The organism is Flavobacterium sp. UBA7682, assembly GCF_002482945.1.
In the GTDB taxonomy this organism is placed as follows: Bacteria; Bacteroidota; Bacteroidia; order Flavobacteriales; family Flavobacteriaceae; genus Flavobacterium.
In genome coordinates this window covers 18,353-37,625 of sequence record NZ_DLGY01000016.1, presented here as the reverse complement: position 1 = coordinate 37,625, position 19,273 = coordinate 18,353, and the positions used below count along the sequence as shown (strand labels likewise).

The 19,273-nt window shown below is 35.3% G+C and carries 18 protein-coding genes; 13 read left to right on the top strand and 5 right to left on the bottom strand.

What is annotated here, in order from left to right:
- Positions 1 to 6 precede the first annotated feature (6 nt).
- From asnB to B3C16_RS03530, 12 genes are read left to right on the top strand one after another with little or no spacing between them, the layout of a single operon-like run.
- Positions 7 to 1,704: an asparagine synthase (glutamine-hydrolyzing) gene (asnB, locus tag B3C16_RS03585; RefSeq protein ID WP_291128861.1), complete on the top strand. Its 1,698-nt coding sequence runs from the start codon at positions 7 to 9 to the stop codon at positions 1,702 to 1,704.
- Complete coding sequence (locus tag B3C16_RS03580) at positions 1,701 to 3,110, top strand: UDP-glycosyltransferase (RefSeq protein WP_291128858.1); 1,410 nt, start codon at positions 1,701 to 1,703, stop codon at positions 3,108 to 3,110. Before asnB ends, B3C16_RS03580 begins: the two co-directional genes overlap by 4 nt.
- A gap of 1 nt (position 3,111) precedes the next feature.
- Positions 3,112 to 3,675 (top strand): serine acetyltransferase, encoded by a 564-nt coding sequence (locus B3C16_RS03575; protein ID WP_291128855.1) that lies wholly within the window; start codon positions 3,112 to 3,114, stop codon positions 3,673 to 3,675.
- 1 nt (position 3,676) lies between these two features.
- Positions 3,677 to 4,819, top strand: coding sequence for a glycosyltransferase family 4 protein (locus tag B3C16_RS03570; RefSeq protein ID WP_291128852.1), 1,143 nt, complete (start codon positions 3,677 to 3,679; stop codon positions 4,817 to 4,819).
- The gene (locus B3C16_RS03565) at positions 4,816 to 5,619 is read left to right on the top strand and encodes an FkbM family methyltransferase (protein ID WP_291128849.1); all 804 of its coding nucleotides are present in this window, start codon (positions 4,816 to 4,818) and stop codon (positions 5,617 to 5,619) included. The genes B3C16_RS03570 and B3C16_RS03565 overlap by 4 nt, the downstream gene beginning before the upstream one ends.
- Before the next feature lie 14 nt (positions 5,620 to 5,633).
- Positions 5,634 to 7,175 (top strand): glycosyltransferase family 2 protein, encoded by a 1,542-nt coding sequence (locus B3C16_RS03560; protein WP_291128846.1) that lies wholly within the window; start codon positions 5,634 to 5,636, stop codon positions 7,173 to 7,175.
- A gap of 1 nt (position 7,176) precedes the next feature.
- A complete protein-coding gene (locus B3C16_RS03555; protein WP_291128844.1) occupies positions 7,177 to 8,178 on the top strand; it encodes a glycosyltransferase family 2 protein in 1,002 nt (333 codons plus the stop codon).
- Between the two features lie 6 nt (positions 8,179 to 8,184).
- Positions 8,185 to 9,303, top strand: a complete 1,119-nt coding sequence (locus B3C16_RS03550; protein WP_291128843.1) for a glycosyltransferase family 4 protein — start codon at positions 8,185 to 8,187, stop codon at positions 9,301 to 9,303.
- On the top strand, positions 9,300 to 10,373 hold the full coding sequence (locus B3C16_RS03545; protein ID WP_121312982.1) for a glycosyltransferase: 1,074 nt from the start codon (positions 9,300 to 9,302) through the stop codon (positions 10,371 to 10,373). Before B3C16_RS03550 ends, B3C16_RS03545 begins: the two co-directional genes overlap by 4 nt.
- A gap of 3 nt (positions 10,374 to 10,376) precedes the next feature.
- The gene (locus tag B3C16_RS03540) at positions 10,377 to 11,696 is read left to right on the top strand and encodes an O-antigen ligase family protein (RefSeq protein WP_121312983.1); all 1,320 of its coding nucleotides are present in this window, start codon (positions 10,377 to 10,379) and stop codon (positions 11,694 to 11,696) included.
- A complete protein-coding gene (locus tag B3C16_RS03535; protein WP_121312984.1) occupies positions 11,689 to 12,699 on the top strand; it encodes a glycosyltransferase family 4 protein in 1,011 nt (336 codons plus the stop codon). The genes B3C16_RS03540 and B3C16_RS03535 overlap by 8 nt, the downstream gene beginning before the upstream one ends.
- Before the next feature lie 51 nt (positions 12,700 to 12,750).
- Entirely contained in the window at positions 12,751 to 14,145 is a 1,395-nt protein-coding gene (locus B3C16_RS03530; protein ID WP_291128836.1) for an exopolysaccharide biosynthesis polyprenyl glycosylphosphotransferase, read from the top strand.
- On the opposite strand, the gene B3C16_RS03525 is transcribed toward B3C16_RS03530, so the two are convergent.
- Positions 14,125 to 15,243, bottom strand: a complete 1,119-nt coding sequence (locus B3C16_RS03525; protein WP_291128833.1) for a DUF4105 domain-containing protein — start codon at positions 15,241 to 15,243, stop codon at positions 14,125 to 14,127. The genes B3C16_RS03530 and B3C16_RS03525 overlap by 21 nt on opposite strands.
- A gap of 6 nt (positions 15,244 to 15,249) precedes the next feature.
- Positions 15,250 to 16,233, bottom strand: coding sequence for a PorV/PorQ family protein (locus B3C16_RS03520; protein WP_291128931.1), 984 nt, complete (start codon positions 16,231 to 16,233; stop codon positions 15,250 to 15,252).
- 194 nt (positions 16,234 to 16,427) lie between these two features.
- Here B3C16_RS03520 and B3C16_RS03515 point away from each other — a divergent pair, with 194 nt between their 5' ends.
- Positions 16,428 to 17,147, top strand: a complete 720-nt coding sequence (locus B3C16_RS03515) for a CDP-alcohol phosphatidyltransferase family protein (protein ID WP_291128830.1) — start codon at positions 16,428 to 16,430, stop codon at positions 17,145 to 17,147.
- A 9-nt stretch (positions 17,148 to 17,156) separates the two neighbouring features.
- On the opposite strand, the gene B3C16_RS03510 is transcribed toward B3C16_RS03515, so the two are convergent.
- From B3C16_RS03510 to B3C16_RS03500, 3 genes are all read right to left on the bottom strand, one after another.
- Positions 17,157 to 17,384 (bottom strand): DUF5808 domain-containing protein, encoded by a 228-nt coding sequence (locus tag B3C16_RS03510; protein ID WP_121312988.1) that lies wholly within the window; start codon positions 17,382 to 17,384, stop codon positions 17,157 to 17,159.
- A gap of 31 nt (positions 17,385 to 17,415) precedes the next feature.
- Positions 17,416 to 18,156 carry an LPS export ABC transporter ATP-binding protein gene (gene lptB, locus B3C16_RS03505; protein ID WP_121315008.1) on the bottom strand — a complete coding sequence of 247 codons (741 nt, stop codon included), beginning with the start codon at positions 18,154 to 18,156 and terminating at the stop codon, positions 17,416 to 17,418.
- Between the two features lie 68 nt (positions 18,157 to 18,224).
- Positions 18,225 to 19,250, bottom strand: a complete 1,026-nt coding sequence (locus B3C16_RS03500) for an alpha/beta fold hydrolase (RefSeq protein ID WP_291128824.1) — start codon at positions 19,248 to 19,250, stop codon at positions 18,225 to 18,227.
- Positions 19,251 to 19,273 lie beyond the last annotated feature (23 nt).

Sequence of the window (19,273 nt, the reverse complement as noted above, 5' to 3'; positions counted from 1 at the left end):
TAACTTATGTGCGGAATTGCCGGAATCATTGGACCCAATGCCCATCAGCATACTTTGTTGAGCATGCTCGGTGTACAAAAACATCGCGGACCTGACTTTACCGGAAAATGGTTAATTGAAAACCGAGTGGCTTTAGGTCACAACCGTTTGAGTATTATTGATTTATCCGCTGCCGGAAACCAACCTTTTTTGAGCGATTGCGGTAATTATGTGCTGATTTTCAATGGAGAAATTTACAACTATTTGGAACTGCGAAAATTGCTCCAACCCAAATATACTTTCAAAACACAATCAGATACTGAAGTTTTACTCAATGCTTACCGCGAATGGGGTGAAAAGTGTTTGGACCAATGCAATGGTATGTTTGCGTTTGCCATTTGGAACCTCAAAGAACAAACGTTATTTGCCGCACGAGACCGCTTTGGTGTAAAGCCGTTTTATTATTTTTTCGACCAAAATGACTTTTATTTTGCTTCAGAAATCAACACGCTTTTTGCAGCTGATATTGCTAAAATTCCAAACGATAAGGTTTGGCTTAACTTCTTTTCCGAAGGCAGTTATGGTTTGCCCAATGAGACCTTTTGGGCGAACATACACCAACTCGAAGCCGGACATTTTTTGACTTTAAAAAACAACCATTTACAAATTAAAAAATGGTATCATTTTGAAGAACGAATTGTGAAATTGCAAAATCATTTTGAGCAAAACGAAGAAGAATACATCACCAATTTGCTTCTAAAAGCTATCAATTTCCGATTCAGAGCCGATGTTCCTATCGGATTTAATTTGAGTGGAGGTTTGGATTCGAGTACTTTATTGGCACTGATTGACCAACAAAATATAGACAAATCAACGATTGAGGCTTTTACTTTTGTAACCAATGACGAGCGCTATGATGAATTGCCTTGGGTAAAACTGATGCTCGAACAAAGACCTTATCATTTGAATGTTTGTTCTCTATCTGCAAATGAAATTCCGGATTTGGCTTCTAAAATGGCACAACATCAGGCTGAACCTTATGGTGGTGTTCCAACGATTGCTTATGCTAAAATCTTTAAAACAGCCAGCGAAAAAGGGGTAAAGGTTTTGCTTGACGGCCAGGGTTCAGACGAAGCTTGGGCAGGTTATGATTACTATGTTTCCAATTCGAATAGTATAGTGCAAGGTGTAACAAAGTCGCCTTTTAGAATCGGTGTTTTAGACAGTGATTTTGCTAAAGATTACGGTAAAACGAACTATCCAAAGCCTTTTGAAGACCATTTACTCAATTTGCAATACCGCGATTTGTTTTTTACCAAAATTCCTCGTGCTTTGCGTTTTAATGACCGAGTTTCTATGATGTATGGCACAGAATTGCGCGAACCGTTTTTGGATTATGAATTGGTAGAATATGTTTTCAGCCGACCAACCGATTTTAAAATAAAAGATGGTGCTCAAAAATGGATGCTTCGTAAAATAGCCGAGAAGTTTTTGCAAAAAGACTTAGTTTTGGCACCCAAAAGACCTTTGCAAACACCACAAAGAGAATGGCTTTCAGCCGATTTGAAAGATTGGGTAATGGCTGAAGTTGGACTATTGGAAAAGAATAATTGGTTTGATAAAAAACAGTTGCAAAACGAATTGGCTAATTTCTTTAAAGGAGATAATCAAAGTAGTTTTCACATTTGGCAATGGATTAATACGGCCCAAATTTTGAAAAAATGATAAATTCTGAAAATAAAAAAATATTTATTTTGCTTCCTGATGGTGTGGGTTTAAAGAACTTTGCTTTTACCAATTTTCACAGCATTGGTATAAATAAGGGAAATGACATTACTTTTTGGAATAATACGCCTTTTAATTTAAGCGAATTGGGATTCAAAGAAATATGCTTTCAAAATGCCAAAGTACATCCGTTAACCGATATTTTAAAAAAAGCGCAAACCCAAATTGAGCTAAATCTTAGTATCAAAAAATCAAAAGATAAAGTATACGATTCTTATAGATTTCCATTTTCTTACCGAGATATTAAATCATCACTAAAAAGCGTTAGTACTAATTGGTTGGTTTTTTGGAATAATTCCGAAAAAGGGTTGAAACGTATCAGAAAAAATATTGTCAAGCAGGAACGAAAGACCAAATTGTATTTCGATAGTCTGGAAACACTTGAAAAAGAGAAACCCGATTTTGTTTTTTGTACCAATCAGAGAATGATGCTGGCGATTGCACCTATATTGGCAGCGCAGGATTTAGGAATTCCGACTGCAACGTTTATTTTCTCATGGGATAATTTGCCCAAAGCCACCAAAATTATTGAAACTGATTACTACTTTGTTTGGAGTAATCACATGAAAAATGAGTTGTTGTATTATTATCCGCATCTCAAAGAAAATCAGGTGTTTGTTACCGGAACGCCACAGTTTGAAACCCATACCGAAAAGGATTTACTCCTTTCAAAAGAAGCTTTTTTCAAGGAATACCAATTAGATTTAACTAAAAAATATATATGTTTTTCGGGAGATGATGTGACCACTTCACCGAACGATCCAACTTATTTGTCAGATACTGCTGCAGCGGTGGCAAAACTCAATCAAAAAGGGCATAATTTAGGCATTGTTTTCAGAAGATGTCCGGTTGATTTTTCAAACCGTTATGACGCTGTTTTAGAGCAATATAAAGATATAATTGTCAGTGTCAATCCCAAATGGAAAAAAATGGGTGAAGCCTGGCACGACATTTTGCCAACCAAAGAAGATTTGATGCTTCAAATGAATACGATTGCTCACACGGAGATGGTGGTTAATTTGGGTTCGTCAATGGTTTTTGATTATGTATCTTTTCAAAAGCCTTGCGCTTATATCAATTATGATGTTCCGAATGTGCAATTTCCACATTGGACTGTAAAAAATATTTATAAATTTATACATTTCAGATCAATGCCGAATAAAGACGCGGTTTTGTGGATTAATAGTCCAGCTGAAATGGAAGATTGCCTTATAAAAGGAATGGGTAATAAAGCCAATGCTATCATTGTCAATGCCCAACAATGGTTTGAAAAAATCAATCAGCATCCGTCCGAATTGGCTTCGGAGAGAATTTGGACAGCCATAAGAAATATAATAAAAGACTAGTATGGTTAAAAGTCTACTTTTAGCAGATTATAAACGATATAACCTTTCTAAAATCAATTTTAGAACGCTGTTCTTTGTCTTTATTTCGCATCCGATTCCGGGTTTAAAATTCATGACTATTTTTCGTTTAGTACAGCATTATCGTACTAAGAATCGCTTATTATTTTACTTTTTTTTCCTTTGGTTAAGACGTCTTAAAGTCAAGTATGGTTTTGATATTTCTTATAGAACACAAATAGGAAAAGGATTTTACATTGGTCACTTTGGCAATGTCGTAATCCATGGCGATAGCGTCATAGGTGAAAACTGCAATATTTCTCAAGGCATTACGATTGGTGTCAGCAATTATGGTCAAAAGATAGGTGTGCCCACTATTGGTAATCGCGTTTTTATCGGTCCGAATGCCGGTGTTTTTGGCAATATTACTATTGGCAATAATGTAGTAATCGGTGCGAATGCTGTGGTAACCGACGATATTCCGGAAGGAAAAACGGTTTTGCCTTCCAAGATGACCATTATCGATAAAGATTTATCGGCGTATTACATTCACGAATTCCCGAACTAACATGAGAGTGGCTTTTCTAACACCCGAATTTCCGCATCCCAAAATGGGTTCGTCCGGTGGAATAGGGACGAGTATTTTGAATTTAGCCAAAGGTTTGATGACAGCCGGACATGAAGTTTATGTTTTAGTTTATGGCCAAAAAGAAGATGAGGTTTTTACAGAAAATGATATTCATTATTACCGAATCAAAAACGTCAAGCTAAAAGGTTTTTCCAGACTTTTGACCCAAAAGAAAATCCAAAAACTCATCAATACTTTAGTCAAAAACAAAGCCCTTGATATTGTAGAAGCACCGGATTGGACCGGAATCACTTCCGAAATTAAACCCAATTGTCCTGTGGTGATAAGGCTAAATGGTTCGGATACTTATTTTTGTCATTTGGACCAAAGACCGGTTAAAACCCTCAATAAATTTCGAGAGAAAAAAGCTTTGCAAAACGCCGAGGCATTACTTTCGGTTAGCCAATACACAGCCGATGTGACGAAGGAATTGTTTTCGTTAAAAACAGATTTTACGATTATTCCCAATAGTATAGATTTGGAGAATTTTTCAGAAAATGATTCAAATACTAAACAAGAAAACATTATTTTGTACTTTGGGACACTCATCCGAAAAAAAGGGTCACTCGAATTGCCTTTGATTTTTAATGAAGTTTACAAAGAAAATAATCAAGCCAAACTAATCATCATCGGACGAGATGCTTCGGATGTCGTTACCGGAAATTCCTCTGTTTGGTCAATGATGCAACCCTTATTTGATAAAGCTGCTTTTCAAAAGGTAACCTATTTGGGAAGTGTTCCTTATGAAACCATCAAGGAACATATTAATGCGGCAACCGTTTGCGTTTTCCCTACATTTGCGGAAGCTTTACCGGTTTCATGGATAGAAGCAATGGCGATGCAAAAAGCCATCGTGGCTTCCAATATTGGTTGGGCAACAGAGGTTATAGACAATGGCGTTAATGGCTTTTTGGTTCCTCCAAGAGAACACCAACAATTTGCCCAAAAAATAATCACATTACTCGAAAATGAAGCTTTGAGAAATCAATTTGGTGCCGCCGCGAGAAAAAAAGTCGAACAAAAATTCAGCATAGAAGTAGTAGCCAAGCAAAGTGCCGATTTTTATAAATCCATAATCCAATGAAAAAGGCATTAAAAAAAATACTCAGCCAATTGGTGCCGAAAGGAAATGTCAAAGAACGCCTTAAGTTATTTTACTATAGGTTGTTGAAGCCGAAAAATGTGGCTTTTGATTTGGTTGAAACCAACGGAAAAGCAACTTACAAAACTACTTTTCAGAATCTTTTTTTGATTACTAACGAAGCTTTGTATCCAATTGTCGATGATTTTAATTATTACCAGCATTTTTATAAAGTAAAAAATGAGGATATTGTAATTGACGTAGGTGCCAATTGTGGGCATTTGTCTGTTTTCTTCTCCAAATTGGTAGGTCAAAACGGAAAGGTATTTGCCTTCGAACCGGATAAATTCAATATCGAAAGAATTCATAAAAATATCAGTCTAAACGAAGATTTAACGAACAATATAATCATTCAGGATTTACTTCTTTGGAATAAAAATGAGCTGATTGATTTTTACGAAGCCGGAACAGTTGGTTCTTCCGCGGTTTGGATGCCCGATGCAGAACATTGCGTTAAGAAGCAAGCGGTGACTATTGACAATTGGGTGAAAAGTAGTGCCATTGCCAAATTGGATTTTATCAAAATGGATATCGAAGGTGCCGAAATTGAAGCACTTGATGGTTGTGTTGAAACGATTAAAACGCTGAAACCCAATTTTGCTATCGCTTCTTATCATATTGTCAATGGTGAAAAAACGTATGTCAAGGTAGAGGAGTTTTTCAAAAAAATGAATTATCCGCACAAAACGGTCAGATTCAGAGGTAATGAAATTATTACGTTCGCCGGACCTAATCTGAAATAAAGCAAAGAACAGTCATGATTATAATTTATCACAACAAATCAAAAGTAACCGAAGTCGTTTCCGATACGGCGTCCGATTTTTCGAAGGAAATCCATCGGAATGTAGTGGCGGTGTTACTTGATTTTGCGGATCAATTGGAGCATGAAATATTGGTTTGGTGTCACGAAAGTCAAAGAAATCATTTGAATGTTGCCGTTGTTGAAAGTTTATTCCATCACCAAAAGTTGCTTTTTTCGTTCAATCCTTCGGACAATAATTATTTCGGAAGAGAATTGGGTTATATCGAAGATTCGCCTTTTATTAAAATCAATAAAGAAGTTCGATATGCTACTTGGCAAACGAGTAGTCAAGTTGGCGCAATTCAAGCTTCAGTTTTAAAAGCTTGTAAACTTGATTTAAAAGTTGAAAACAATTTTGATTATTTTCTTCATTCCTTTGCCAAAAGAGCTATTGTTCACGGATTGTTATGCTATTCCGAACCGAAATTACTTAAGGGAAAAAGTATTGAAGAGTCTGTTCCAAAGGAAAGTCTTTCACAACTTTTTAAATTCACCAAACAACATTACCGAACGCGTTGGATTTTTCTTTTGTTTTTCAATTTATTACTGTTTGAAAAACGATTTCCTTTAATGCCATTGGTCACTTCTTTGTTTAATAAAAAGAGAAGTTTTAACCCCGAGCGATTAAACCAAATTTCGTTAATTTCTACCAAATCCATCATTGAGAAAGGAACGATAGATGTATTAATTCCCACTATCGGAAGAAAACAATATTTGCTTGATGTGCTTAACCATTTGGCATCACAAACTCATTTACCGACTAACGTAATCATCATTGAACAAAATCCATTAGAAGACAGTGTTTCCGAATTGGATTTTATCCAAAATAACACTTGGCCTTTTGCTATCAAACACCATTTCACCCATCAAAGTGGCGCTTGTAATGCAAGAAATATTGGATTGGATTTGATAGAAAGCGAGTTTTGTTTTTTGGCCGATGATGATATTGTTTTCGAAAATGATTTACTCGAAAGGGCAATGGAATCGTTTAGATCAACCGGTAACGAAGTATTTTTGGTGGCTTGTCATTTGAAAACACAAATTATTGAGCGACAAACGCCAAAGCAATTTACCGTTTTTGGCGCAGGTCATGCTTTTGTAAAATCTTCTTGCCTTAAAGGTCTTCGATTTAATATGGGTTACGAATTTGGTTTTGGAGAAGACAATGATTTCGGAATGCAATTGCGACAAAGAGGATTTGATATTTTGTATATTTCTACTTCCAATATTTTACATTTAAAAGCGCCGATGGGTGGATTCAGAACCAAACCTACCTTGCGTTGGCAAGAAGAAGTAATTCCGCCAAAACCATCGCCAACTGTTATGTTGTTTCGATTACTGTATGATACGAATGAGCAATTGCTAAGTTATAAAACCACACTTTTCTTTAAAAATTTGAATAAAAGTTTCTTCCTGAATCCTTTTGGCTATATCAAATTATTTAGAAAAAAATGGAATGTTAGTGTTTTTTGGGCAACAAAATTAAAGAAGGAATAAGATGAATTTTACGCTGGTAATCTGTACTTATATGCGACCGAATCCTTTATTGAAGTTATTGACTTCGGTAAAGGAACAAACACTTTATCCCAATGAAATTCTGATTGTTGATGGTTCTGTAAATGAGGAAACCAAAGCGATTATTGAACAACATTCTTTTCAAAATCTGTCTTATTTTCAAGTGACCAAAGAGTACAGAGGTTTGACCAAGCAGCGTAATTTTGGGGTTTCCAAAGTGTCGCCGGAAACTGAAGTAATTTGCTTTTTGGATGATGATACGGTTTTGGAACCAAAATATTTTGAGGAAATTATTAAAGCTTATCAAAGCGACGATGCCATTGTAGGCGTTGCCGGAATTGCTATTAATGAAAACCGATGGATCAAAAAAGAGTCAAATAAGGTTTATAATAAATACCAATATTTTGAATTTGAAGGTCATGTTTATCCCGAAGGTTCAAGAAATATTTTGAGAAATTATTTCGGATTACAATCTGATTTAGGTCCGGGGCGAATGCCCGAGTTCTCTCACGGCAGAACTTGTGGATTTCCTTTAACGGATAAAATTTATGAAGTTGATTTGTTGATAGGCATGTCATTCTCGTTCAGAAAGGAAGTTTTTGATTCGATTAAATTCTCGCATTATTTTGAAGGTTACGGATTGTATGAAGATGCCGATTTTAGCATCAGAGCACAGCGATTGGGTAAAAATGTCATTACAACCAAAGCCCAATTATCGCATTACCACGATCAATCGGGTAGGCCTAATAAATACCAATATGGCAAAATGGTAACCAGAAACGGTTGGTTTGTATGGCGTGTAAAATATCCAAAGCCATCATTGAAAGCCAAGTTAAAATGGACCGCCATTTCATTATTATTGATAATCATCAGATTTAGCAATATCTTTACCACTAACAAACGTCAGGAAGCGTTGACCGAATCTTTGGGAAGAACCATAGGTTTGGTAAGTTTGCTTTTTGACCAACCCAAAACAGAATCTTAAACCGGCATGACTTTTTGTATCATTACACATGTTGCTCACGGCTTTCAAAATGGAGCATACTTCGCGTATTCGCCCTATGTGAGAGAGATGAATATTTGGTCGAAATATGTCGATAAAGTCATCTTGGTTGCGCCTTTGAATTTAAAAGATAAAACTGCTATTGATATTGGATACAATCATCAAAATATCGAATTCAGAAAAGTGGCTTCGTATCATTTTTTATCTTTAAAATCAACTTTTCAAACGCTGTTCAAATTACCCCAAATCGTTTTTGAAATATACAAAGCCATGAAGCAATCCGATCATATTCACCTAAGATGTCCGGGAAATATGGGTTTGTTGGGTTGTTTGGTTCAAATTTTGTTTCCGGGGAAACCCAAAACCGCCAAATACGCAGGCAATTGGGATGTAAAAGCAAAACAACCGTTGAGTTATCGCTTGCAAAAATGGTTGTTGAGCAATACTTTTTTGACCAAGAACATGCAGGTTTTGGTATATGGTGAATGGGAAAACAGCACTAAAAATATCAAACCGTTTTTCACGGCAAGTTATTTTGAAAAAGACAAAGTTGAGGTTGGTCCAAGAACTTTAGAAGGAAAAATTGCTTTTGTTTTTGTTGGAACTTTATCAAACGGAAAGCAACCTTTGTATGCCATTGAATTGGTGGAACAACTTTATAAGAAAGGATATGACGTTCAGTTGACTATTTTTGGCGAAGGAATTGAACGTAAAGAAATCGAAAATTACATCGTTAGTCATTCGCTTGAAAATATAGTTTTTCTGAAAGGCAATCAAAGTCAGGAAACCATTAAGCAAGCTTACCTCGAAAATCATTTTGTGGTCTTACCTTCGTTGAGTGAAGGTTGGCCCAAAGTGGTGGCAGAAGGCATGTTTTGGGGTTGTTTGCCAATCGCTTCCAAAGTATCTTGTGTTCCAAATATGTTAGAAAATGGAAATCGCGGACTGCTTTTAGAGCTAAAATTAGAGCATGATGTCAATAAAATAGAATCAATTTTGAAAGACAATAAGTTGTACCAAGAAAAAGTGAATAATGCCATCCATTGGTCGAGACATTATACTTTAGATGTTTTTGAGACTGAAATCAAACAACTTTTACAGTCATGAGAGTAGTTCAAATTATAGATTCTTTAGAAGTGGGCGGCGCCGAAAAAATGGCGATTAATTATGCCAATGCGCTTTCAAAGAAAATAGAATTTTCCGGCTTAGTGGCAACCAGAGCTGAAGGTCATTTGAAAAGGCAGTTGAGTGATTCGGTATCTTATCTTTTTCTGAAAAAGACAAAAACCCTTGATTTTAAAGCGGCTTTTCATTTGAAAAAATACTGTAAAACCAATAAAGTTGAGTTTTTACAACCGCACAGTAGCTCTTATTTTACAGCCTTATTGGTAAAAATAATTTATCCGAAAATTAAAATCATTTGGCACGATCACAACGGTTTGAGTGAATTTATCAGTACGCAAAAATCATTGGTGCTCAAAATAGCTTCCTTTTTTTTCAAAGGCATTATAGTCGTGAATTACAAGCTTAAAGATTGGGCCGAAAAAGAGCTTAATTGCAAAAAAGTCGTTTATTTTCCTAACTTTACCAATGAAGATTCAACGGTAAAAGTCGAGACCTTATTAAAGGGAATTGAGGGCAAACGCATATTGTGTTTGGCCAATTTAAGAGATCAGAAAAATCATTTTTTACTGTTGAATGTAGCAGAAAAAGTAAAAGAGTCACATTCCGACTGGACATTCCATTTGGTTGGAAAAGATTTCGAAGATGATTATTCTAAACATATTTTTGAAACTATTGCCAATAAAGGATTAGAGAATACCGTTTTTATTTATGGCTCTAAAAATGATGTGGTTCCCATCATTAATCAGGTTGAAATAGCTATCTTGACCTCAAAATCAGAAGGGTTGCCGGTAGCCTTAATAGAATATGGCTTGTGCAAAAAGCCGGTTGTTTCTACTAATGTGGGTGAGATTCCCTTGATTATTAAAAATAGAATTAACGGGTTTATTGTTGGTGTAAATGAAGTAGATGCTTTTTATGAAAGTCTATTAGAGCTTATAAATAGTGAAGTTCTGAGAGAACAATATGGAGAAGCGCTGCATCAAACCATACTAAAAAATCATTCAGAAGAAGGCGTCATTACCCAATATTTAAATTGGATAAAAGGGTTTTAACCAATGAAAGACAAAAATTATATACTATTAGTTGTAGCACATGCCCTTTTAGGTTTGCTAATCTATTCGTTTCCTGCCTTTTCTAAAATTTATGCCATATTAATATTTTTTGTTGGATTATATTTTATTATTAAAAATAGAAATGTAAACAATGAAGTTCTTTTTGTTTCGGCCTATATCGTTGGTAGTGAGGTTTTTCTCAGGATGACAGGAGGCAATATACTCTATGAGTTTTCTAAATACAGTATAATGATTTTCATGTTGTTAGGAATGTATTATAGTGGTTTTTCAAAGAATGCCATTCCTTTTTGGATATACTTAGTATTGTTATTTCCGGGTGTGATTGTCGCCACTGAGACTTTAAATTTAAAATCAGATCTTCGTAACTCATTGTCATTTAATATATCAGGACCGGCTTGTCTTGGTATAGCAGCCATTTATACTTATAATAGAAAAATTAAGTTTTCTCAATTGAACAATATCCTATTGTCAATGGGTCTGCCTATTATAGCAACAACTGTATATCTTATTTTTTACACACCGGAATTAAAAACCATCTTAGTAAGTACAGGTTCTAACCTTGAAACATCAGGAGGATTTGGTCCTAATCAGGTGGCTACTGTATTAGGACTTGGAATGTTTGTGTTTTTTTCGAGGTTGGTTTTAGAGTCAAAATCCAAACTAATTTTTGTAGTTAATTTAATTGTTCTTTTCAATATCAGTTATAGAGGATTGGTTACCTTTTCAAGAGGAGGAATGATTACAGGTTTATTTATGATTCTTATTTTAATTTTCTTTTTGTATGTAAATACTCGAAGTGAAGGTAGGTATAGGTTGAATATGTTCTTGCTCTTTTTTGTGTTAGGATTTGCCTTTACTTGGATTTATACTTCAAATCAAACCGGTGGCTTAATTGATAAGCGTTATGCCAATCAAGATGCAACCGGAAGAGTAAAAGAAAGCCAGTTTACCGGAAGAGAAGAAATTTGGAATAATGAAATTGACTCTTTTAAAGATAACCCGGTATTTGGAATAGGTGTTGGAAAAGGGCTTGAAGTCAGAGAACAAGAAACAGGAGGTTTGATTGTTGCCTCACATAACGAGCTAACAAGAACAATTGCTGAACATGGTACTTTGGGAATTATTGCCCTGATGATTGTTTTTACTACCCCAATGTTTTTATACCTTGACAACAAGCAAAATATTTATATTTTTTGTTTTTTAGTATTTTGGATACTTACAATTAATCACGCTGCTATGAGAATAGCTGCACCGGCTTTCGTATATTCGTTTTCACTATTAAAGGTATATATGGATGAGTAGCCTACTTTACATAGGGAATAAGTTGTCCAATCATGGTTTCACTTCAACCTCAATTGAAACGCTTGGTTCGTTTTTAGAAGCTGAAGGATATACGGTTTACTATGCTTCTTCTAAAAGGAATAAGTTTTTTAGGATGTTGGAAATGATAGGAATGACTTTTAAGTATGCTAAAAAAGTGGACTATGTTTTAATTGACACTTACAGTACTATAAACTTTTGGTATGCTTTTTTTATTTCCCAATTGTGTAGAGTTTTAGGCGTAAAATACATTCCAAAATTGCATGGTGGTGATTTGCCAAGCAGAATTGTGAGGACAAGATTTTTTTCCAATCTAATTTTTAAAAATGCTTTTGTCAATATCGCTCCTTCCTATTATTTATATGAAGCTTTTAAAAAGAATGGGTATACCAATTTAAAGTACATTCCCAATACTATTGAACTCCAAATTTATCCTCAAAGCCTAAAAGAATTTAAGGTGCCAAAATTGCTATGGGTTAGGTCGTTTGCCAAAATATACAACCCGCTAATGGCCGTCAAGGTATTTATCAATATAAAGAAAATATATCCCGATGCCCAATTGTGTATGATTGGTCCGAAGAAAGATGACAGCTATGAAAAAACGGTTCGCTTTGCCCAGAAAAACAATGTAGAAGTAACGTTTACCGGTAAATTATCCAAAGAAGCTTGGATTGAGGTTTCTAAAGAATACAATATTTTTATAAATACTACACATTTTGACAATACGCCTATTAGTGTTATCGAGGCAATGGCTCTAGGGTTGCCGGTAGTTTCTACCGATGTTGGAGGTATTCCTTTTTTGCTGGAGCACGATGTCAATGCGTTACTGGTTTCCGATAATGATACTAAAGGAATGACATTGCAGATTGATCGATTGATAACAGATTCTAATTTGGCTGTCAATATTTCCAAAAAGGCAAAAGACACGGTGACCGAATTTGATTGGGAAGTGGTAAAAAAGCAATGGATAGATTTACTTAAATAAAAAGGATATTTTACTAACTTGCGACTTCAAAAATATTTGGTTACCCATAACATGAACAAATACAAGGACATACATTTTGAAGTTTCAGAAAGAAAAATTCTTTTGAGACTTTTCGACGTTATCTCTGTACTCGTTTCATTGTACTTGGTAGGAATAGTTTTTCAATTTAATTATTTTAATATTTCCACTAGTAACTTTTATTGGACCATTGTTTTAGGTATTTACTTGAATTTTATTGGTTCTGTGTTTGAAATGTACAATTTGCAAGTAGCGAGTAACCAATATCAGGTAATAAAAAGTATCATACTGACTTCTTCTACTACGGTTTTATTGTACTTGTTAACCCCAATTTATACGCCGGTTTTACCATCTAATCGTATCCAAATCTTTTTCTTTTTTATCGCGATTTTTTTGGCTTTGTTTACCTGGCGCATGGTATATGTGCGTTTTTTTGCCTCTAATCGATTTCAAAAAAAAGTAATCCTAATTTGTGATCAAGAACAATTGAAAGAATTAGTTGACGGTCTGGAAAACGCTGATCCGCACTACCGCGTGTTAGGTTTTGTAAATTCAGATAGTGCCAATATCAATAATGATATTTTTCCAAACATTAAAAATATTGAGATTAATGATTTAAAGTCATTTGCAAAGAAGAATTCTATTTCGGAAGTGGTGATAGCTTCACAAAAAACAGACGGAATCACGGTGAAACTGTATAATCAACTCATTCATTTGCTCGAAAACGGTTATATCATTAGAGAGTATACTCAAGTTTATGAGGCAATAACGCAAAGGATTCCGGTTCAATATGTATCGCGCGACTTTTACAGGTATTTCCCTTTCAGCCGAAGCAATCAAAATCATTTGTACCTCATTGTGGTTAGATTTTTAGAAATTGTAATTTCCATTACTGGTTTAGCCATCGGAGCCTTTTTAATTCCTTTGGTGATTGTTGGTAATCTTTTTGGGAACAAAGGAAAACTATTTTATACACAAGAAAGAGTTGGGAAAAACGGAGAGGTTTTTAATATTGTAAAATTTCGCACAATGATTAAAAATGCCGAAAGTGACGGCGCCGTTTTTGCTACTTCCAATGATTCAAGGATTACACCTTTTGGGAAAATCATGCGCAAGTCAAGGATTGATGAATTTCCTCAATTTTTAAATATCCTAAAAGGAGATATGGCAGTCATTGGACCAAGACCTGAACGACCTGTTTTTGTTAGTGAAATCGCCGAAGTAATGCCTTTTTATGAAACGCGGCACGTGATTAAACCTGGATTAACCGGTTGGGCTCAAGTTAATTATTCCTATGGCGCCACGATTGATGATAGTTTGATCAAATTGCAATATGACTTGTATTATATCAAACACCGAAGTTTGTTCCTTGACTTTAACATTATGTTTAAAACCTTTAGTACGGTTTTATTTTACCGAGGTCAATAGTTTCAAAGGGTTTCTTCCTTTGATTTTCAAAAGCATATAGAAAGCAGCCAATATAAATGGCAACATTATAGACAAATGAGGTTTGTTGATCATAAAAATCGTGTAAACGAATAAAAGCGCTATAGAAAGATTACAAATTCTTTTAAGCTTTTCTTCTTTCAAGAAAGGTAAGGCCAAAAATAGCGGACTAAATAAGAGCGCGTTGTAATTCCATAACAATTCTTGGTGTTGGGAATACAATCCAATCAAGCAAAGAATAACACCCAGCATTCCGCAAATGAAAAGATAGCTTACAAACAACCAACGTTTGTTGATAACAATAACCAAAACCAAGAAAGCAATAATGACATAAATACTGTTGAAAAAGGAAAATTGAGGTTCGATTGTACTTCCTGTTACCAAAGTTTTCTTTGCCGTTACCAAGGGTTTTCCGTTTATTGTAGCTTTGTCTAAACCATACATCAATTCTATCGGAAGAAATAATTTTTCGGCTTTAGCATCCGTCTTAGCGCCAAAAACGATATTGATGCCGAGTTTGTACCAAAAGTAATTCTCAAAATAAGGATAAAGCAATGTTCTGTAACTGATGGTCTTGTCATCCACTTTCTGAATTTGGGCTTGACCCAATAAACCATTGATTTTTTCATTGACCATAGTGGTGCAATTTCGATCGATGAATTTATAAGTATAATATCTTTCGGAAGTGGAAAGAGCCGCACTTAGTTCGTCAAGAAGCTTTTGTTTTTGAGGTAATGATAAGTTGATGGTTTGTTCAATGACTTCTCTTTCATCGATTTGGTATTCCAAAATAAAATCCTCCACCGAAGTCACATTCATAAAATACTGCAAATCGCCTTTGACAAATTTTAAGTAGAAATTCTCAGTCCTGAAATCGAAAGCACCATAGTTGAAAACGACATCGAGTTGGTTAACTTCATCCTTAATTCTCAAGGCTGTGTGTCCGAAAGTAGAATACAATTGTTCACCACGACCACAAGTAAAAATGCTCACTTGGGTATTCTCAGAAAGCTTTGGTGTTTGTGAAAAAGTGTTTAGACTGAAAGTAAGTAGTAGAAGGAAAAGCGCTTTTTTCAACATAAATTTTTATCTAAAAATACTCAAATCTACTTTAACCGAAAAGATATTGGAATACAAAGCCGCACTTTGGTCACCCAAATCGGTCAAAGCGTAATCAACTTGTATGCCTTTGTATTTAAAGCCTAAGCCAATATTCGGTTGGAAGTTTATTTTTTTAGAACCGTCGATTTGTTCTACATTTTGGAAATTCCCAACACCGGCACGAAGAAAAACCAAGTCGGTGTAACCAAATTCAAATCCAATCGCAGGATCAACACTTACAGCATCAGTCGAAATAACATCGTTGGTTCGGGCAAATTGCATGTTCAAATTAACAGCCGCCAATAAAGTATAATCGTAGTGGAATTCAAATTTTTTGGCGATTCCCAATTGGGCTTTTGGCAATGTAATTTCGGTACTTTCCGGCAATTCCTGATTTTGACCTTCGACTGCATCTCTGATTTCTTCATATTTGTCTTCGTCGATGGCCCAAACGTTATAGGTTGTTGTAATGTCTCGCAACATTAAGCCAAAATGCCAATCGTTTCTGTCGAATTGCAAACCGGCATCAAAACCAAATCCCCAAGAATTGGCAAAATCCCCTATGATTCTACGGATAACTTTTGCGTTAACCCCATATTGAAACCCTTCGAGTTTCATTTTTCGGGCGTAAGAAAAGGTCAATCCGTAATCGGCTGTAGAAAATAAACTGATTCGGTTGTAATCGATATTGCCTTCGCTGTCTATTAATTGGGTAGTATTTAGAATGTCATCGACCCCAAAACGAATCAAGGAAACACCCCAAGCGCTTTGGTCGTCTATTTTTTTGGCGTAAGCCGCATAATCATATTGGGCAATATTGGCAAAATAACTGGCGTGCATTAAAGAGGCTTCGCTGTCTTCAATTTTCAAAATTCCGGCCGGATTCCAGTAACCCGAATTGACATCACCTGTAAAAGCAGTTACAGCATTGGACATACCCAAAGCTGCTGCATCTACGCCTATGTTCATAAACTCATTGGAATATTTTCTAACGGCTTGAGCATGAGTAATTAGGCTAATGAAAAGTAGCAGAATAGCAATCGTTTTTTTCAAGGCAATTTTTCTTTTTACAAATATCACATAAAAATCTTGAATATAAAACGCAGAAGTCTGCAACTTATTGTATTAAATTTGTATTTCTTTAAAAATAACAATCATCACTAATGAATATCAAAGCCCAGATTCCCAACTTGTTTACGATGCTTAATTTGTTTAGTGGTTGCGTGGCGTTGGTTTTTGTTTCAGATTTCAGATTTGACTTGGCTTTTTATTTTGTAGCTCTAGGGATTTTCTTCGATTTTTTTGATGGTTTTTTTGCCCGAAAGTTTGGCGTGGCCGGACCGCTTGGCGTGCAATTAGATTCGTTGGCTGATATGGTGACGAGTGGTGTTGTTCCGGGTTTAGTGATGGTATATTTGTTGGCTGGGAACTATGTTCATGCTCCGATTCAAGGTTATATGCCTTATCTGGGTTTTATAATTGCATTGGGTGCTTGTTATCGTTTGGCCAAGTTTAATATTGATACCAGACAATCGGATTCTTTTATAGGTTTGCCAACACCGGCTAACTCTTTGTTTATCACAAGTCTACCTTTGGTAATTGCGGCTTATCCAAATCATCTATTAGCAGAAATTTTATTAAATCAATGGTTCTTATTGGGGATAACATTTTTAAGCGCTTACGTTATGAATGCCGAAATCCCATTATTTTCGTTGAAGGTTAAGAATTTTAGCTTTGCCAAATATAAGTTGCAGATTTTCTTTTTGGTAATCTCAGTTTTGATGCTGATTTTCCTCAAGATACTGGCAGTTCCGTTGATTATTCTTCTGTATGTTCTACTGTCGGTTTTCAATAATATAGTAAACAAAAAAGCTTCCGTTTAGGAAGCTTTTTTATTGGTTTCGAGTTATCATATACACTATAAATCCGAAAAACGAAAATATTATTAATAGGAACCAGTATGATTTTTTGTGAGCAAAATTAAGAGTAGCTCCGTAATTTGGATTGCGTTTATCTACTAAAAGTCTTTTATCTTCTTTGTTATAGTAAAAAAGACCGAGCTTCCAATACTTTGGATTTTTGTGCCAATTCTTTAGTGTTTCTTCAGAAATCTTTTCCATAATCAAAAGATCTATTGATTATTCTTTTATTTTAGAAATGTAATTTCTTTTTACGAAGTTCAAAGTTTTGTCCAAGATAGACTTTTCGTACCATTTCGTCAGCAGCCAATTCTTCAGGGTTTCCGGCTTTTAGGATGCCACCTTCGAACATTAGATAGGTTTTATCAGTAATTGCCAAAGTTTCCTGAACATTGTGGTCAGTGATTAAAATTCCGATGTTTTTATTTTTTAATTGGGCTACAATTCTTTGAATGTCTTCTACCGCTACAGGATCAACTCCGGCAAAGGGTTCATCTAACAAAATGAATTTTGGATCGGTTGCCAAAGCGCGTGCAATTTCGGTTCTTCTTCGTTCACCACCGGAAAGTAAGTCTCCACGGTTGGTTCGGATGTGTTCCAAACTGAATTCGGCAATCAGACTTTCCATTTTGGCCACTTGTTCTTCTTTGCTTAGTTTGGTCAGTTGTAAAACACTTAAAATATTATCTTCAATACTCAACTTTCGAAATACCGATGCTTCTTGTGCTAAATAACCAATGCCGTTTTGAGCGCGTTTGTACATCGGGAAATCGGTGATGTTCATGTCGTCCAAATAAATATTTCCCGAATTGGGTTTTACCAAGCCTACAATCATGTAGAAAGAAGTTGTTTTTCCGGCACCATTTGGTCCCAAAAGCCCAACAATTTCTCCTTGATTCACTTCTACCGAGATGCCTTTTACAACACTTCTGCCTTTGTAGGTTTTGACTAAATTTTCTGCGCGTAACTTCATTCTTAACTGGTTATTTGTTTGGCTGCCGACTCGAACTTTGCAAAGGTAAGGAACAAAATCGAGTGATGTTATCTTATTTTTATCCAATTTATAATTTCAGACAAAGCGTTTTCATCGATTTCATATAAATTGTTTAGGGTCAATTTTGTTGAGGTTAAATAATGGTTAAGTCCATCCATTTTTTTAATCGTAATATTATTGTTTTCAAAACTTTCCAGCAATTTTGTTTCAGAATTGGAATCTACATAAGTATCTTTTGTTCCAATGATGTATAAAACCGGGATTTTGATATTTTTATAAACGGGTTCAAAGTTTTTCCGCACGATATCCTTTTCGCACGCAAACGTAAGATAAGGGAATCTTGTGTAATGGTCTTTTGTATACCCAATTTTTTTGGCAGTTTTATCCAGTTTTTTGCTTAAAGTCCAATTGTCGTCCTCTTTATTGGCTTCAACTACTTGATGCAATGCTTCCACAATTTCGAGCTTTTTATCAATTTCATCGAATTTTATGTCTTCTTTGAAAGTATTCTGACCTGTTTTTATTTGGAATTTGATAAATTCTCCATGCTTTTGAACAGGAGTTGCCCATTGAACCATGAAGTCTATCGGTAGCCCATTTTCATAGGTTTGTATGGTAACCATTCCGCCTTGACTGTGTCCTAAAAGGCCAATTTTTTTTTCGGAGAGTGTTTTGTTTTGTCTTAAAGTTTGGATGCAAGCCGCTAATTCTTCCGACATCATTGAGATGGTGTAATTGGCTTTATTGAATTTTCCGGTAGATTTTCCAATGCCTCTTTCATCGTATCGGTAAACGGCAATATTGTTCTTTAGTAGTGCTTCGGTGAGATGAAAATGGCTGTTTCTTGTATCTGCTCCTGAACCCGGGACAATAATTAAGGCTATATCCCAATTGGTTTTCGGACAGATAAGTGTTCCGGAAAGCTGAATATCGTCCTTTTGATCCCGTACTTTAAAATTTATTTCTTCCCAAATGTAATGGTCCTTATTGGGGATTTCTTTTTCGTGTTCAAATAAGGTTTGGCTATGGCATAAAGGAGAAATCAATAGTAATAGAAAAAAAGGTAGTTTCATGGATGATAATTTGTTGGCAAATA

Bases quoted from the DNA above. Each gene is read 5' to 3' on its own strand.
- asnB (WP_291128861.1), top strand. From the start codon at position 7: ATGTGCGGAATTGCCGGAATCATTGGACCCAATGCCCATCAGCATACT.
- B3C16_RS03580 (WP_291128858.1), top strand. From the start codon at position 1,701: ATGATAAATTCTGAAAATAAAAAAATATTTATTTTGCTTCCTGATGGT.
- B3C16_RS03575 (WP_291128855.1), top strand. From the start codon at position 3,112: ATGGTTAAAAGTCTACTTTTAGCAGATTATAAACGATATAACCTTTCT.
- B3C16_RS03570 (WP_291128852.1), top strand. From the start codon at position 3,677: ATGAGAGTGGCTTTTCTAACACCCGAATTTCCGCATCCCAAAATGGGT.
- B3C16_RS03565 (WP_291128849.1), top strand. From the start codon at position 4,816: ATGAAAAAGGCATTAAAAAAAATACTCAGCCAATTGGTGCCGAAAGGA.
- B3C16_RS03560 (WP_291128846.1), top strand. From the start codon at position 5,634: ATGATTATAATTTATCACAACAAATCAAAAGTAACCGAAGTCGTTTCC.
- B3C16_RS03555 (WP_291128844.1), top strand. From the start codon at position 7,177: ATGAATTTTACGCTGGTAATCTGTACTTATATGCGACCGAATCCTTTA.
- B3C16_RS03550 (WP_291128843.1), top strand. From the start codon at position 8,185: ATGACTTTTTGTATCATTACACATGTTGCTCACGGCTTTCAAAATGGA.
- B3C16_RS03545 (WP_121312982.1), top strand. From the start codon at position 9,300: ATGAGAGTAGTTCAAATTATAGATTCTTTAGAAGTGGGCGGCGCCGAA.
- B3C16_RS03540 (WP_121312983.1), top strand. From the start codon at position 10,377: ATGAAAGACAAAAATTATATACTATTAGTTGTAGCACATGCCCTTTTA.
- B3C16_RS03535 (WP_121312984.1), top strand. From the start codon at position 11,689: ATGAGTAGCCTACTTTACATAGGGAATAAGTTGTCCAATCATGGTTTC.
- B3C16_RS03530 (WP_291128836.1), top strand. From the start codon at position 12,751: ATGAACAAATACAAGGACATACATTTTGAAGTTTCAGAAAGAAAAATT.
- B3C16_RS03525 (WP_291128833.1), bottom strand. From the start codon at position 15,243: ATGTTGAAAAAAGCGCTTTTCCTTCTACTACTTACTTTCAGTCTAAAC.
- B3C16_RS03520 (WP_291128931.1), bottom strand. From the start codon at position 16,233: ATGAACATAGGCGTAGATGCAGCAGCTTTGGGTATGTCCAATGCTGTA.
- B3C16_RS03515 (WP_291128830.1), top strand. From the start codon at position 16,428: ATGAATATCAAAGCCCAGATTCCCAACTTGTTTACGATGCTTAATTTG.
- B3C16_RS03510 (WP_121312988.1), bottom strand. From the start codon at position 17,384: ATGGAAAAGATTTCTGAAGAAACACTAAAGAATTGGCACAAAAATCCA.
- lptB (WP_121315008.1), bottom strand. From the start codon at position 18,156: ATGAAGTTACGCGCAGAAAATTTAGTCAAAACCTACAAAGGCAGAAGT.
- B3C16_RS03500 (WP_291128824.1), bottom strand. From the start codon at position 19,250: ATGAAACTACCTTTTTTTCTATTACTATTGATTTCTCCTTTATGCCAT.